Origin of the sequence: uncultured Psychroserpens sp., from assembly GCF_947500255.1 — a bacterium.
GTDB lineage: Bacteria > Bacteroidota > Bacteroidia > Flavobacteriales > Flavobacteriaceae > Psychroserpens.
On sequence record NZ_CANMRL010000004.1, the window covers coordinates 60,922 to 76,941 of the forward strand.

The following is a 16,020-nucleotide window of genomic DNA, read 5'->3' on the forward strand; positions in this document are numbered from 1 at the left end:
TTAATTATACTATCTCTTCTTAGATAGCCATATTTGAAAATCTTTTGGAAGTCCTTATAATAAGCCTTCTATAAATTCGATTCAAATAATAATTATGATAAAACTAGAAAAAAACGTTTGGTTATACATTGGTTTAGTATTTCTCTTCACCTATGCGTTTCAGATTATTACTATAACAAATAGCGGAAAAGATTTTGCACTACACCCTTTATTTATAGGTCTTACAATGTTCTTTCCTGGTATTGGATCTATTATTTATTTAGTAAAGACTAAACAAGGTCTTAAGTATATTAATTGGAATATTGGTAAGATAAAATTCATAGTCCTCAGTCTAATTTTGCCAATTCTTTTTACGCTTCTTGGAATTTTAATATTTGAATACACAGGATTAGCATCAAATAATGTTTTTCTAATTGATAACGGAAAAGTTCATAGTATTGAAATATTTCTCATACTAGGCACAAACGAACAAGGTATTCCTTTTTTCCTTCTTAATTTTTTTGTTACAGGAATTATGTCTTCTTTAATTATGAGTCTCTTAGCTATAGGTGAAGAAATTGGATGGAGAGGGTTTCTTCAAAAGAAATTATTGGAGAGAAATAGTTTATTTGCATCACTAACATTTTTAGGGTTACTTTGGGGGTTTTGGCATTTTCCTCTCGTCATTAATGGGTTCAACTATCCTGAATATCCAGTATTGGGAGCTTTCCTAATTCTTCCATTAACTACTGTATTTATTTCTTACTTTTTTGGTTGGTTAACCATTAATTCAAAAAGTGTATGGCCAGCAGTTTTTGCTCATGGTGCCCTAAATTCGGTAATGATTTTCTTGTTTGAAATGGATTTTGGTAATCAAAAACTTGAGGGTAATTTTTCAAATTTAGGATTGTGGATTATTATTGGTATGATATCATTTTATTTAATAGTATCTAAAAAAACATCAAAAAATGAAGTGTAAATTTTATGTATTAATAATGACTATTTTACTTATTTCATGTGAAGCAAAAAGTCAAAACAGAATACAAATTAATATCCCAACTGTTGATGATGAAACAGACTATATTTGGAGAACTATCCAAGATATTGACTTCTTTGAACAAAATGGTTATCAGGTGAGCCTTCCAAAAGGCACATATATCGAATTATTAAAAAATAAGGCAAAAGCAAAGAGCCTTTCCGATTATGATTACGAAACCTTGAAAACTTTTATAAAAGATAGTGTTTATAAAAAATCGGATTATAAGCAAGGTTATCATAAAATAGAAAAACAACGTCCTCTCATCAATGAAATGGTTTCTATAATACATAAATCAGAACGAAACTGGGATTTTAAAGTGTTTGACATCTACCAAATAAACCTAACATTATATGGTCCTGGTGGAAGCTATAACCCTGATGAAGGCTCAATCTTAATTTACACAACACAAAATGGACAATTTAAAAATTATGACAATCCAGCAAATACAATCATACATGAAATAACTCATATTGGAATTGAAGAATCAATTATAGCTAAATACAATGTTCCTCATTCAATAAAAGAACGCATAGTAGACACTTTCATACTTTTAAACTTCAAAGCATATCTGCCTAATTATCGAGTACAAGATATGGGAGAATATATAACAGATAATTATCTCAAAACTAAAGCTGACTTGAAAAATTTAGATAACATAGTTAAACATATTATGAAGTCTGAATAAACAGTTAAAACTTTACTTAAATCATTTAAGTCTTCATCAAAATAGTTCGACTTTCGTCCCGTTGGATCCACAACACTCATAACTGTTTGTGAATGAAAACAAAAGAAATCCGTCAAGCTCGCTTGAACGGATTTTGTTGTTTTTGTATACTAGAATCAAAGATTCATGCAGTTGTATTTAAAGATCAAGCTCTTTTTTCAAAATATTTCTAAATCGCGTCGCGCTGATGTAATGATCTTCTAACAATTTGCCATCGCGTAGAAGATTAAAAACACCAAATCCAGAAGGTGCCCGTTTTGCTTCTTTTACTGTGCTAATCTTTGATACTTTTATATCTATATCATAATCCATAGCCACATTCAAAATTGCCGCTACCGATTTTTCATTCCAAGGGCATTGGTCTGCATAGACTATATGCCAACCTTTGTATTTTTTTTGCTGACTAGTCCAATCACAAAATTTAGGTGTTTTAGAGTGGTTATTCCATGATTTTGATAATAACTCGAATCGGTCTTTCGTTTCAATTTGTTTGAAGCCATTGTTTTCAAAAAGAGATGCATTAGCTAACCATCCACCCTTACTTGTCATGACACACAAACCATCAAATCCTTTGAGCTTTGCTTCATTTTCTGCATCTTCAATAAGCATTGAGCCATATCCTTTGTTTCTTTCCTTTTTAGAATATATGTACGTACAATGAATAAACATATAATTATCAGCGTCTATTGGTCGCCAGGCATATTTGGCTGGGACATATTCAATAAAGCCAATCATTTTGTCTTCACTATTTTTAAGAATCTTTATTCTTAAGCCTTCATTGTAACGCTTTTCAAACCACTTAAGTTTATCTTTAAATCCCATCCTTTTAGTGTCTTTGATACAAAAGAATGTTTCTTTTAATGCATTTTCTGGTGTAACCTCAACTAGTTTCATAATACTTGAATTATAATTCTACAGCCTTAGCAGTGTGTGCTATTGGAATATCCCAAGCCTCTTTAATCTTACCATCAATAATACACCATACAACAATAGCATCGATCTGCATTTGTTTATCTTCCAATAACATTGTGTCTTTAACATGTGTGATAATTAGCTCATCTCCTAAAGGCGTTATAGATAAGGGATTTACCTTAAAGGAACCTTTTGTACGACCAGACAATGTATTGAAAAAATCGGTCAAACCAGAAAGCCCAAAATAATCGCCTTCTAGCTCCTTCAATTTGGGGTTAATATAATGCCAAACGAAATCTTCGTCTAACACCTCAGACAAGGTGTTTGGATTTGCAGGATTAAATTGCTTTAAAATTCTGGTATTTGGATGTTCTTTTTTCATATCCGCATGACATTATTTTTTAGCTTTAAAAACTGATACGTTCATTATAAGACTATTTACAAATTTAGCCTATGACCACTCTTTAAAAAATGATTAAAATCATGAAGCCGTAAAAGTTTTTCTAATACATAGCAACATAGGTTTAACAATCTTAAATTTACTATCTTATCCCTTCAATTCTTAACTAGTAAAACTGTTGTATATGCAAGACGAATTTTTAAAAATAGCTATTTCCGAAGCAAAAAAAGGATTACAGGAAGGTGGTATCCCTATTGGAAGTGTCCTTATTCATAATGGCAACATTTTAGGTCAAGGACATAATAAAAGAGTTCAAGATGGTAGTGTTGTTTTACATGGTGAAATGGATGCTTTAGAAAATGCAGGTCGGCAGCCAGCATCAGTCTATAGAGAATCGGTTATCTATACAACACTTTCCCCATGCCCTATGTGTACAGGTGCTATTTTACTCTATGGCATCCCAAAAGTAATTATTGGTGAGAACACAACCTTTTTAGGTGCTGAAGACCATTTAAAAGCAAATGGCGTCGAGGTTGTTGTACTAAATGATGAAGAATGTATTACAATGATGACTGACTTCATCGAAAATCGTCCAGAGCTCTGGAATGAAGATATTGGTGTTTAAATTTTAGTGATTAAGATGGGTTAAAAACAAATAGGAGACAAAACTCAGTTTTTTAATTTAGAAATTAAAGCTTGTGTTTTGGGATCAAAAAAATCTTTATCTAACGCTTTTTCTAAATAAAATTTAGCCTGTATTTTGTTATTGTTATGATAATAGGCTTCGCCTAAATTTCGATACAGTCTACTATCCTTTGGGAATTTATGTAGCATAAATTCTAGAAATTCAACAGCAGCATTATAGTTTTCTTTTTCAACTAAATTAGCATAAATCATAGCAATAGCATCTGCGCTAAATTCGTAAGTATAATCTTGAACAGACACATATTCATTATATAAATTTTGATATAAACTTAGGGCTTCTTTAACTCCATTCTTGTTTATCGTTTGAATAATTGTATCTGTAATTGAATATCGATATGGCACTGGAGGTTTAAATTTAATGTTTCGATGAATTTTAATCTGACGTTGCAATGAATTATTAGTAATGAAAGCAATAATATGTCCCATAATCGTATTATCTATCAAGCTGTTATGACCAGCATTCTCTACTATAATCCTATTGTAATTTGGAAACCTAACTGCAATAGAATCGGTTAAATTAGGTGGTGTTCTACCATCTAAAGTACCACCAATTAGTAAGGTTTTAGTTGCAGCTGAAACTGGGTAATTTAAGTCTTTTATTTTATTAACTCCAAAAGCATTGTATACTTCTGGATATCTCCCATATGAGATTCCGAAATGAGAAAACACCGAAGACTGCTCTTGTTCTTTAGACATTTTCCAACGCTTATCAGAATATCCTGAAGCCGCATTTACTGTAAAGAATAAAGCATTAGGCAGCCGTCGTCGTCTAAAATTTCTGAGTAAATTACCAACATTGCGACAACTGTCTTGATTTATTTGATAGTATAAACTAGGAAAATCTTGTATCCATTGATCTTTCCCTATATAATCTGAAATCATCATTTGAAAATGATCATGTGTCAATGTCATATCCCAAGTAGGCCTAACTTTTGATATCAGGTCTCCTAGAAATCGTTCAGAAGCTTCATCCTGATTAAAGGCATCTTGCAAAGGCACTTGAATAAATTTAGGATTAGCTTGTAGATCTTTATGTGTGTTCTTGACCAATTGCATAAAATCAGGAATATATTTAGACAACTTCTTGTCTAACTTAATTAATGAATCCATTTTTTCGAATTGCCCTTGCATTTCAAATGGCAACTTCAAACCATGATCTGGCGCTAGTGGTCCAGCAAGAATAGCTTTTTCTACATGATCTTCATAGTATTTAATATATAATTGAGCTAACTCTGTACCATAACTATAACCATACAACGAAATTGTATCATAGCCAAGTGCTAATCTTAAGTCTTCTATATCTAAAACACTTTGATACGAATTATAAGCGTTTAGTTTAATTCCCATATCGGTAAACTCATCAGCACATGCTTTACATTTTTTTATAATGTCTTTTAAAATGTCTTCTTGGACATTTGTGGTAATATCTGTTGGTGTATCTAGAGAATTTCTGCAAGCTAAATTAGGAATAGAATTCCCCACGCCACGTTGATCTAATAAAATAACATCAGTGTATTTTGAAAGAGCTCTAAACAAATAAAAATACGGTGTTCGTCCAATATCAGTGGAAGCAGAACCAGGACCTCCAGCCAAAAATATGATTGGCGCTAAGTTATTTTTAGAGGTACATTTAAAGCGTTCAAAATAGAGTTCTATATGATTTGAAAGTGAATCTGATCTGTCTTCTTTAACAACTAACCTTCCCTGCTCTATTATGGCTAGTCTATTATTCAAATAATCATGTAACGTATCTGTAGTTATCTCTAAAGCACTAACTTCTTTGTGATTAACATTAGGCTGTGTTATAGGAATATCACTAACAAAAATGACATTGTATAAAAAATAGCCTCCTAATAATAGAACGATTATTAATACCCAAATTCGCTTTTTTACTTTGAACTTTTTCATGATTATTAATTTAATTGTTTTCATTTCAAAAACATGCAAACTACCTTCATAAATTGACATGCGTTATACTAAGTCTATAATTATGAGACTTGAAAATTAATAATCTGTTTCAGTGAAAAGGGGTCTAAAACACTACAATTTATAAATTGAGTGATTAAAGCGCATGGCACTTTTTGAATTGTGAAGGTGTTTGTCCAACATGTTGTTTAAATACTCTCGCAAACGCATTTGCCGAATTAAAACCAGACATATTAGCAATACCTAAAAAATTGAGGTGATTATATGCACCACTTTTTATGATATTTTGAGCATAACTTACACGATACGAATTAATTAAATAAGACATATTACATTGAAACTCATTATTGATGATTTGAGACAGGTAGTGTGAATTAATCTTTAAACGCTCACAAAAATAACGGGCTGTTAGATCACTATTCAAAAATAGCTGCTCGTCTTCTAAAATACTTACAATCTCTTTTTTTAAGTCCAAAATTCGATCTTGCATTAGAATGCCTTTAGTAGTTTTTGTTGTAGTGGCATGATTTTGCATAACTCCCGATTCTTTTATAGTCCAATAGGCGATATAATGTATTAAAATTGAAGACGCAAATACAGTGGCAAGCATAACATAGAATTGATGGAAATCGGTAAAAACAAAAATAAGGAAGGCTCCTAAAAAGCAGCATATGAACACTAAAAACATAGTGGTATACTTTTGTAACCATATCAATTTTTCTAAATAATCTTTATTTGCCCTACCATCTATTTTTTTGTTTTTTGATTTAATAAATGTCCATGATTTCCAACAATAAAAAATAATGGATATCAAAATTGGTACATAATAGTAGATTTTTTGTGAATCAACACTAAAATTATCAGGTTCTGGATGACTATAAATTGCTAATTTTTCGGCTCCCGACTTTAAATAAAATGGAAGCAAAGTCAATAAACAAATTACAGCTGGAATGAAATGTAATACATCTTTTTTCTTAAACTTATCACCTATACTAGCTGTATATTTTATATAAAAAAAGAACAATGGTCCTAATAAAAAATGGAAGGGCAAGAAAAATTGTATTAAAAACGGAAACGAATTATAATACCCTTCAAGTACTATTATCGCCTTAATTTGGTAAAGCGAAATAATAGTTATCAAAATCACTAAAAATAGATTACTCTTCTTTTGCTTCTTTAAATTAAATGCTAAAATTGACGCTAAAAAGAAACCTTGAATAACATTAATTAAGAATATGACAGATAGAATGTTCATTAATACTATAGTTTTTCAGTGTAATGAAAATAGTAATAATTACGATATGACGTTACCAATAAGTAGCTAAGCTTGAAAATTAATAAATCATTTAATAGATCTTTCACGCTTAAACTCGTCTAAAAGTTTAATATCTCTAATTTCAGAAATACCTAAAAAGCGATATCGTATACCAACAATATTTCCAATAGACTCTGCATAGTCTTTTGAAAACACTTCAAGATCATCAATATATACTTTTAAAACCTTATCCTTTGAAGTAATTAGAACTCGTCTTTCAGAAGAAAAATCGATTCCTAAAGATGATAAGTCCATGTTTTTTCCTTTTAAAGCCTTTTCACTTACCATTCCATTTAATTCTGAAGTACAGCCTGGTATGGAGAATGGAATAATAAAAGCACTCTTAGTCCCAACAACAACAATTGATGTTTTCTGACAGACAGCCCATTTATCATGATAAATCGACTTTATTGAAGATTGTAAAGTGAAGTCATCACCAGATATTTTAGGAATATCATTTATATAGTGAAATGATGCCAAAAGTGGTTTGTCACTTGTTTTAATCTCTTCTGAAATTGAATTTGAAAATGATAATTTCCCTGAATTCAACCTTTTATCATTTATATATTTAGGAATGGGGTCATAATCTAAAGTTCCAATCCATCCATTTGACTTAATAAATAAATCATGTTCTTTTAATATGATGCCGTCAACTATAAGTTTTGCTCTAAAATACCCTGGATAGTAATACTGTCCTGTAGCCTGTACTTGATCTTGAGTTAACTTTATGATTTTTGTTGGATCCCAAAACTGCTGAATATAAATACTATCGGATTGTGTGCTATTTAAATCGAAATCAAAAACCACAGAATTAGGCAAGCCATCAACAATAGGTTTACTGCTAAATTGAATTTTAGACACATCGATCTCATTAGTACTGTTTTCAGATCCAGTTAATGAGTAAAGTGATATAAATACAATGGTCATAATAGCCGCACTAAACATTATAACACCCAAATTTGGAGATATATTAGTTTCAAACCAAGATGCTTTTTTTAAGTGTTGCGAGTTCTTAAAATCTCTCCAATTACTGTAACCTGCAAATTGAGACAAGGTATTTAATGTGCTTATGCTTGGTGCACTTTTATAATTTACCTTACCCCAAACACGTTTTAAAGTCACGGGACTCAATAACACTTGGGTCTCCTTTTGAATAGCTTCACTTAATTCGATAAAAACATCACTATGCCATTGTGCTGCTGGTCCCCAATCCAATTTGTCTTCAATTAGCTGCAAACACTTTAATAATAGTTTATGTTCGTTGTTATCACTCATAGTTAAACACAAAAATCTTCAAAAAATATGATGTGTACAACATTGAATCAATTTGTACCAACTTGTTTTAAGGAATCTAGCATTCTTTTTACAATTTTATAAAAAACCTAAAACCATGATACTCAAAAAACACATTGCAGCATGTATAATTACTTTCGTTGTATTTACACAAGTCCACATCGCTCAACATATAATTCCACTAGACACCACAAATTGGGATATTCGTGCCAAGTCATATATGTTTGAAAACTATAAAGGAAAAGATGCTATTTATATTCAAAATGGAGCAATTATTCTTAAAGATTCAAAATTTTTAAATGGAACAATTGAATTTGATATCTTTTTAAAAGAAGATCGAATGTATCCTGGCGTTTTTTTTAGAGCCGTAAATAATTTTCAAGATGGCGAGCTATGGTTTATGAGAGCACATCTATCTGGATTAGAAGATGCTACTCAAGCAGCACCAGCAATTAAAGGTATTACAGCTTTTCAATTCTATTTTGGTGAAAAATACTCATTCGCTCATGAGTTTAAATATGATGATTGGACTCATGTAAAAATTGTAGTCAATAATGATAAAGCTCAAGTTTTTCTGGATCATTCTGAAACACCAAATTTATCATGGAAGCTTTTTCACAAACCAAAAGAAGGAGATGTAATGATTAGAGGCGGTAGAACAGCAATGCATATTGCAAATGTTATTGTAGACAAAACAAATCATGAGATAAAAAATTTCAACCCTAAAGAAAGAAAGCCAATAGAAAACCTTATTCCAAAATGGGAAATATCAGATATGTTCGAAGAACAACTACTTGATGATCCTAATAACTACAAAAGCTTAATCAATAACAGAAATTGGCAAGGATATATACATGTTGAAGAAGGTACAGCCGCCAATATTTCAAGAATTCAATTATTGAGAAATGGACAACCTGGAAATACTGTTTTTGCAAAAATTGAAATTAACTCAGATAAAGACCAGCTAAAGTTTTTTTCTTTCGGATATAGTGATCGAGTTGTTACTATTTTAAACGGTAAACCTATTTATAGAGGCACAAATAAATGGAGGTCTAGAGATTACCGCTACTTAGGAACCATAGGACTATTTGATGGCATTTATTTAGACTTAAAAAAAGGAAAAAACACTTTATTAATGGCCGTTTCCGAAGATTTTGGAGGCTGGCTCATTACTGGTAAGTTTGAAGATAAAAGCGGATTAAAAATAAACTAAGAATCAAAAACATTAAAAATGAAAAAGCTAACGCTCTTAATTATAACTAATATTCTATTGATATGTTCATGTAAACAACAAGATATAAACCCTGAAAATACTATTACAAATGAAAATATTAGTAAACATATTGAAAGGTTAGCCTCTGATGCTTTTTTAGGAAGAAAACCTGGGACAAAAGGCGAACACAAAACCGTCAATTACATCAAAAATCAATTAGAAGACTTAAATATTAGTCCTGGAAATAATAGTAGCTATTTTCAAGAATTTACAATCCAAAAAGTAAACTTTTTAAATTGTAGTAACCTCGAAATAGTATCAGAAAACTCAAAAAATATATATACTCACTCAAAGGACTTCTACGCTAATACATCTTTTGAATTAGATAAAATTGTAAAAATTGACACAACTGAAATAGTATTTGCAGGATTTGGTATAACTGCTTCAAATCAAAACTGGGACGACTATAAAGACATCGATGTTCATGGAAAAATTGTCATTGTTCTTTATAATGACCCTGGATTTTACACTAATGATCCCAAACTTTTCAGAGGGAAACAACCAACCTATTATGGCAGTCTTAAATATAAAAAACGTGAAGCTTTAAAAAGAGGTGCTATTGGATTATTGATGGTTCATGATAAATCTTTAGATTGGAATAAAATAAATAACACAAGTGACACACCACTTTTTATTAAAGGTCAAGAAACCTTAGCATCTGACGGGCTTAAATTTTCTGGACAGATATCGATACCAATGATGGAAGATTTAATCGCTTCCTCAGGGAATCAATTTAATTATATTAATAAAGCTCTTGATAAAGATTTTTCAATTATTCCCTTAAAATCTAAAGCATCACTCTCTCTTAAATCTACTGGAAAAGAGGTTATGAAAACAAAAAACGTTGTTGGGTTATTAAAAGGCTCTAAAAGACCTAAAGAGTATTTGATCTATACTGCCCATTGGGACCACATTGGTACAAGAGATGCGCATTTAGGACAAGATTCAATTTTTAATGGCGCGATAGATAATGCTTCTGGTACTGCTATGCAACTAGAAGTTGCAAGAGCTTTTTCAAAACTTAAAAACAAACCTGAGCGTTCCATTATTTTTTTATTTACTTCAGCCGAAGAAATGGGACTTTTAGGATCAGAATACTATGCGAATCATCCTATATTTCCTTTGCACAAAACCGCATGTGTCATTAATGCCGATGCGAGTTTTGCAGTAGAGCGAATGAAAATGGTCGTCAATGTTATTGAAGGTTTCACAGAACTAGACACTTTGGTCAACATTGCGGCTGCAAAACTTGACAGAGCTATTTTTAAAGGTGACGGAAAAATGCCTCCGAATAACGTGTTTAAGAGATCTGATCATTATCCATTTGTTAAAAAAGGGGTTCCTGCAGTCTGGAATATTGGAAATTTTGAACCTATGAATGGCGACAAAAAAGAAGAAGAGAAAATTGGTGCCTACGTAAGAAATCATTATCACAAAGTAACCGATGAATTTTATAAAGGTTTTAATCCTGCCAACATCACATTTGATGCACAATTAAACTTTCTTACCGGGCTTGAAATCGCAAACACGACAACATGGCCTAATTGGAATTTAAATTCTGGATATAGATTAATTAGAGACGAAAGCATTTCTAAAGAAACCTATTAATCTTATTTATAGATCTAAAATGAAGCTGTAATTTAACTCATTGCAAATTAAAAAAAACCCATAGCCTTCCCATGCTATGGGTTTACTGTATAACCCTTCAAAAGAATATAAGGACATACAACTAACCAAATGTTAAAGTTTAGATTTATAAAGCTTTAATTAGACATGTATATCCCTAATACAATTAAACCATAAAATAAGACTAAGAATATTCTCATTTTGTAATATTCGAGGTTTACTTTTTTCATAATAACACAGACATTAAAAGTTTGAGTAAAAAACCTCCCTACTTTTAAATAAGGAGGCATTACTAAGCAACCATTTTTGCCCCTTTTAATCATAAATAGTTACTTTGGCTATTAATTAATCCAATTCTTAAGGGGAAATTTGGGGATTAAAAGACTTGAACATTCAATTCTTATTTTTTTAAAAGTTTTATCATTTTGTATTTTCCACTATTGCTGTACAACTTCACAAAATATAATGCAGATTGTAATTGACTTATATCTATTTTTTGAAATTGGTTATCAATTAACATCACCATTTTTCCATTTACATTGTAGATTTCTACTTGATTAATAATGATGTTGGTTGAAACAATAGTTATTTCATGTTGTGCAGGATTTGGATATAATGAAATATCTAAGTCTTCTGTTACCGTTTCTATAGAAAGTGTATCAAAACTAAATGCCATCGTTCCGCTTACGATATTAAATTCATTAGAGAAATTTACAGTAGCATCATCGGTAACATCAATTTGCATAAAAGCGTCTAAAGATCCATTAAGCGCTGGGTGACTCGCTAAGTTTGAGTCATTTTCTAACAACCTAATCTCACCTGATGTGGGTGTTCCATTAACTGTGATTGTTACCAAAGGAATAATAACTCCATTTCCATGGGGACTTAATGTTCCTCCTGAGGTATCTGTTGTAATTAAAAACAACTCTTTATCTGCCATACTTGCATCTAATCCTGCAACATTAGTTCCTGGTATAGGCGTTACTGTTTCACTAGTTCCTGCTGGTAGGGCTTGATCTACTGTTATCGAAATACCATCTGGCAAGACCAATACAAAGCCATAAGACTGTGTGATGGGTTGAAAACTTCCTGAATCAAATTGAGACACTGCGGCTACTGTAAAATTATAGTTGCTATTTTGTATCAATGTAAAATCATAATTTTGAGATATACTTTTTGTTGATAGCATACTCATTATTAGTACAACTATCATTTTTAAAGGGGTAATTTGTTTCATATTAACTGATTTAAAAGGGTTAAACACATTGTTAAATTTTATTTTTCTTTTTCGTTGTATATATATATAGTTTGAGGTGTCATAGGATTAATGTTTTGATTGTTCAAATTCATTTCTTCGTTCCATATAACGTCCGACGTTTCCATTAACATTTTCTGGTAATTGTTCTACAATAGGCCAGGTACTCAATCCTAAAAAGTTTCCCGGAAAACCAATCACGTTCTGTAAAATGAATGGTAATTCTGAATCACCTCCTGCATACTGAATGATTCCATTCATATTGATATCGTTCTTTGAGTATCCGTTGACCGAATGTGTGGGTAAATTCAAGAAGTTTCCTGAATCATTTAGTGCATATGATAATATACTTGGGTTATCAGGAATTCCTCCAGAGTATTGTATGATACCATCATTATTGGCATCACCAGCCCACATACTCGAAATATCTTCTGGCATACCATAAGTCGATTGAGCATTTGTACCATAGGTAATGTCATTATTAGCATCTGCAAAGTCAACCAAGACTGAACTATTATTTATTGTAATAGGAGATGCAGTCATAATCCCTAAATGATTACGATGCTTTATGACTATGTAATAATCTCCATTAGGGACAGAAGGTCTCAAATTATTTTGTCCGTTAACGCCTAAAATGTAGCCACTACGATTTAACAATGCTGACTGACCATGTACTACAATTGTGTTATCGTCTACGTCTCTAAACTCCACCCATATCCAATCGACAATACTCTCGTCATCAATAGCCGCAAAAACACTGTCATCACAGGTCAATCCATCTGAATAAGGACTGGTGGTAGGAATTAAATCAGAAACTCTCAAATCGTCTCGCATCAAGTTCTCTTCATCCTCATTCGTACTTCGATTAAGCGCAGCACCTTGCAAAAATACACGACCCCGAAAAAGAGGTGGCGTAAACTCTACAGCTCCAATATCATAACCACCATCTTGATTTCTAGGATTCCCTATCTGATCTGTAGATTCCGAAGAGTTTCCATTGTTATAAGCTGGGCTATTTTCATAAAATAGATGGCTCAATGTATTACCACCATTATCCGTCAATGGTACTAACAATGGGTCATCTACACCTACAATATTATTATCAGTACCGTCAGTTATGGCTGTTCCAGTACCTATAATATTGTAGCTACTTCCTTCTGCGAAATCATGAAATGCTAAATCTGCGGGAATATCTTCAGCTGTATTACCAGAAATTATTGAATTATGTGCCGTCCATGTTGTGCTATTGAGAGCACCTTGATGGCTTATGGCTGCCGAATCTCCTGAGCCTTCAGTTGTATTATTGGTTATCGTACTATTAGTAATGATCATTGTGGTGGTGCGTCCTGAATTTGTACGCGTTTCAATCGCTGAACCTCCAGTTGGCGCTGTGTTTCCACTAACTGTGGAATTATTTATGATAAAGGTTTGACTTGATGATGAATTTGAAGCCCAAACTATAAGTGCCTCTGCACCTGAGTTGTTAACAATTGCTGAATTATTGATATTTAATGTTCCGGCTTCGCTCTCTATAGCAGCACCATAACTAGCACTATTATCTCTGAGTGTCACTCCATCTAAGTTGATAGTACCTGTCCATGAAGAGATACCACCACCATTAGGCGATGTGCACGACGCAATTGTTACGTTGTTTAAAGTCGTTGTGTTAGTCCCCAATAACAGGATACCACCACCATAGGTTGTATACGGACCTTGTATAGTTGAAGAATTACCATTGGCAATGGTTAAATCGCTTATACTTAAATTTAAATGTGCAAAACCATTGTAGAATACTCTTGAAGCGTTGTTACCATCAATAGTCAATAAATCCTGGCCTGGTCCTTGAATAATCAATGAGCCTCCAAATCCTCCAGCCGCTCCAACTTCCATCTGACCAAAAAGCACGGGAGACGATGTATTATTTGGATCTTGATATTCTGGTGCTCTAACCATAATGGTTTGAGGTGAATTAAATAGTGATGAAAATTCAATAACATCTGTTCCTGAATCGTTATTAGCTGCTATAAATGCTTCTCTAAGTGAACAATCCGTATCACAAACACCATCATTAGTATCTTCTGTTTTAGTCACGACATAACTCCCCACAGATTGTAGCTCAATAGAACCAATATCGGATGTACCAAAAATACCTCTGGCATTACCAACCTGATCGGTAGTAAGGCTTGTAAATCCTTCATTTAATACAGGACTATTCCCATACGGCGTATGGCTAAGTGTATTACCTCCATTATCGGCTAAAGGAGTCAACAATGGGTCATTGACATTTAGAATATTATTTGGCCCGGCAATTTGGGTAGCACCTGTTCCAATAAGATTATAATCACTATCAGCATCAAACAAATCTGAACCAATATCTGAAGGTGAGCCGTTTGCTAGGTTCCCTGAAACAATAGAATTATCCATAGTTCCATCAATTGTGCCTGTTCCACCAAAAGTAATTGCAGCACCAGCTACACCATCACTTCCTGAGGTATTGTTGGTAATCGTATTACTGTTTATATTATGTATTTGCGTTCGCCCTCCGTTGGTAATAAATTCAATCGCCGAAGCGCCACTTGGTGTAGTATTTCCACTAATGGTCGAATTTTCCATTTTAAAATCAACATCTGCAATATTAGCATGCATTCGTATGGGCGAACTTCCTGTATTGCCATAAATTGCAGAATTCTTGATCTCGAAAATCCTTCCTTCCTCTTCGATTGCCGAACCGTATCCATCAGAATGATTATTTCTAAGAGTAACGCCATCTAGATACATATTACCACCGTAAGATGAGATTGCTCCACCTCTAAGGGCCTGGCAATTTTCAATGGTGACATTAACCAATCGACAATAAGATCCCGGATCTCCACCTAATTTCATGATACCACCACCCCATTGTGGATAAGGTTGGCTGTCATTGTCGGTTCCTGGCTGATCGGGTTTTCCATTAGTTATAGTTAAGTTATTGATCTCAACATCTATATGTCCAAACCCAGCATAAAATACTCTATGCTGTAAATTACCATCAATAGTTAATAGGTCTTGACCTGGTCCATTAATAATATAATCACCTCCATGACCTCCAGAAGGTGGTCCGATCTCGAGTTGTCCAAGTGTCAAGGTGATGGTTCTAGGTGTGTCAAAATACGGAGAGGCAAAATTTATAATATTGTCTCCATTGGCTAGGTAAGCAGCTTTTAGTGCTTCCCTCAATGAGCAGTCTGCAGTATCACACACACCGTCATCGGTGTCTTCAACTTTGGTAACTGTAAATGTTTGAGCTTGTAACTGAAAGACCATAAGCATAAAAGCTACAAAAGTTAATAGAAGTCGATTGTTTAAACCGAAAAAAGGGGCATTCATAATTTTTAATATGTTACTCAGTGAATAAATTGAGAAATAATTTTTCATAATTAAAAGGGTTTAATTTTTTGATAAAATTATATGAAGGCACCTCCTTTAGAAGAAATCCAAAGGCTTACAAAAGGGTTACATGAAAGAAATACAGGGTTACAAAAGGGTTACAAAAGCTTCGTAAAAAAAGACCTAACCCCTATAAATACTGAGTTT

The 16,020-nt window shown here is 32.7% G+C and carries 12 protein-coding genes; 5 read left to right on the forward strand and 7 right to left on the reverse strand.

From position 1 onward, the window contains the following. Positions 1-94 precede the first annotated feature (94 nt). The gene (locus tag Q0783_RS12330) at positions 95-958 is read left to right on the forward strand and encodes a type II CAAX endopeptidase family protein (RefSeq protein WP_298895583.1); all 864 of its coding nucleotides are present in this window, start codon (positions 95-97) and stop codon (positions 956-958) included. Next, positions 948-1,703, forward strand: a complete 756-nt coding sequence (locus Q0783_RS12335) for a hypothetical protein (protein WP_298895585.1) — start codon at positions 948-950, stop codon at positions 1,701-1,703. Before Q0783_RS12330 ends, Q0783_RS12335 begins: the two co-directional genes overlap by 11 nt. 177 nt (positions 1,704-1,880) lie before the next feature. Here the strand turns inward: Q0783_RS12335 and Q0783_RS12340 are convergent, their stop codons facing one another. Together Q0783_RS12340 and Q0783_RS12345 are read right to left on the reverse strand one after the other, a co-directional pair. Next, on the reverse strand, positions 1,881-2,636 hold the full coding sequence (locus Q0783_RS12340; protein ID WP_298895587.1) for a GNAT family N-acetyltransferase: 756 nt from the start codon (positions 2,634-2,636) through the stop codon (positions 1,881-1,883). 10 nt (positions 2,637-2,646) lie between these two features. Continuing rightward, complete coding sequence (locus Q0783_RS12345; RefSeq protein WP_298895589.1) at positions 2,647-3,036, reverse strand: nuclear transport factor 2 family protein; 390 nt, start codon at positions 3,034-3,036, stop codon at positions 2,647-2,649. 202 nt (positions 3,037-3,238) lie between these two features. On the opposite strand from Q0783_RS12345, the gene Q0783_RS12350 reads away from it, so the two are divergent. Further along, entirely contained in the window at positions 3,239-3,679 is a 441-nt protein-coding gene (locus tag Q0783_RS12350; RefSeq protein ID WP_298895591.1) for a nucleoside deaminase, read from the forward strand. A 44-nt stretch (positions 3,680-3,723) separates the two neighbouring features. Here the strand turns inward: Q0783_RS12350 and Q0783_RS12355 are convergent, their stop codons facing one another. The 3 genes from Q0783_RS12355 to Q0783_RS12365 form a co-directional block, all read right to left on the reverse strand. Beyond that, complete coding sequence (locus tag Q0783_RS12355) at positions 3,724-5,667, reverse strand: alpha/beta fold hydrolase (protein ID WP_298895593.1); 1,944 nt, start codon at positions 5,665-5,667, stop codon at positions 3,724-3,726. 154 nt (positions 5,668-5,821) lie between these two features. Beyond that, positions 5,822-6,940, reverse strand: coding sequence for a helix-turn-helix domain-containing protein (locus Q0783_RS12360; RefSeq protein WP_298895594.1), 1,119 nt, complete (start codon positions 6,938-6,940; stop codon positions 5,822-5,824). 87 nt (positions 6,941-7,027) lie between these two features. After that, positions 7,028-8,275 carry a hypothetical protein gene (locus Q0783_RS12365; protein ID WP_298895595.1) on the reverse strand — a complete coding sequence of 416 codons (1,248 nt, stop codon included), beginning with the start codon at positions 8,273-8,275 and terminating at the stop codon, positions 7,028-7,030. A gap of 115 nt (positions 8,276-8,390) precedes the next feature. Here Q0783_RS12365 and Q0783_RS12370 point away from each other — a divergent pair, with 115 nt between their 5' ends. Together Q0783_RS12370 and Q0783_RS12375 are read left to right on the forward strand one after the other, a co-directional pair. Then, positions 8,391-9,506: a hypothetical protein gene (locus tag Q0783_RS12370; protein WP_298895596.1), complete on the forward strand. Its 1,116-nt coding sequence runs from the start codon at positions 8,391-8,393 to the stop codon at positions 9,504-9,506. Positions 9,507-9,524: 18 nt separating this feature from the next. Then, on the forward strand, positions 9,525-11,174 hold the full coding sequence (locus tag Q0783_RS12375; protein WP_298895597.1) for a M20/M25/M40 family metallo-hydrolase: 1,650 nt from the start codon (positions 9,525-9,527) through the stop codon (positions 11,172-11,174). 418 nt (positions 11,175-11,592) lie between these two features. On the opposite strand, the gene Q0783_RS12380 is transcribed toward Q0783_RS12375, so the two are convergent. Both Q0783_RS12380 and Q0783_RS12385 read right to left on the reverse strand, forming a co-directional pair. After that, entirely contained in the window at positions 11,593-12,429 is an 837-nt protein-coding gene (locus tag Q0783_RS12380; protein ID WP_298895600.1) for a T9SS type A sorting domain-containing protein, read from the reverse strand. Positions 12,430-12,516: 87 nt separating this feature from the next. Further along, positions 12,517-15,861 (reverse strand): CSLREA domain-containing protein, encoded by a 3,345-nt coding sequence (locus Q0783_RS12385; protein WP_298895601.1) that lies wholly within the window; start codon positions 15,859-15,861, stop codon positions 12,517-12,519. Positions 15,862-16,020 lie beyond the last annotated feature (159 nt).

What these genes read in the sequence shown, in the direction of transcription:
- Q0783_RS12340 (WP_298895587.1), bottom strand. Translation starts at nt 2,636, where the DNA reads ATGAAACTAGTTGAGGTTACACCAGAAAATGCATTAAAAGAAACATTC.
- Q0783_RS12360 (WP_298895594.1), bottom strand. Translation starts at nt 6,940, where the DNA reads ATGAACATTCTATCTGTCATATTCTTAATTAATGTTATTCAAGGTTTC.
- Q0783_RS12350 (WP_298895591.1), top strand. Translation starts at nt 3,239, where the DNA reads ATGCAAGACGAATTTTTAAAAATAGCTATTTCCGAAGCAAAAAAAGGA.
- Q0783_RS12365 (WP_298895595.1), bottom strand. Translation starts at nt 8,275, where the DNA reads ATGAGTGATAACAACGAACATAAACTATTATTAAAGTGTTTGCAGCTA.
- Q0783_RS12345 (WP_298895589.1), bottom strand. Translation starts at nt 3,036, where the DNA reads ATGAAAAAAGAACATCCAAATACCAGAATTTTAAAGCAATTTAATCCT.
- Q0783_RS12335 (WP_298895585.1), top strand. Translation starts at nt 948, where the DNA reads ATGAAGTGTAAATTTTATGTATTAATAATGACTATTTTACTTATTTCA.
- Q0783_RS12380 (WP_298895600.1), bottom strand. Translation starts at nt 12,429, where the DNA reads ATGAAACAAATTACCCCTTTAAAAATGATAGTTGTACTAATAATGAGT.
- Q0783_RS12375 (WP_298895597.1), top strand. Translation starts at nt 9,525, where the DNA reads ATGAAAAAGCTAACGCTCTTAATTATAACTAATATTCTATTGATATGT.
- Q0783_RS12385 (WP_298895601.1), bottom strand. Translation starts at nt 15,861, where the DNA reads ATGAAAAATTATTTCTCAATTTATTCACTGAGTAACATATTAAAAATT.
- Q0783_RS12355 (WP_298895593.1), bottom strand. Translation starts at nt 5,667, where the DNA reads ATGAAAAAGTTCAAAGTAAAAAAGCGAATTTGGGTATTAATAATCGTT.
- Q0783_RS12330 (WP_298895583.1), top strand. Translation starts at nt 95, where the DNA reads ATGATAAAACTAGAAAAAAACGTTTGGTTATACATTGGTTTAGTATTT.
- Q0783_RS12370 (WP_298895596.1), top strand. Translation starts at nt 8,391, where the DNA reads ATGATACTCAAAAAACACATTGCAGCATGTATAATTACTTTCGTTGTA.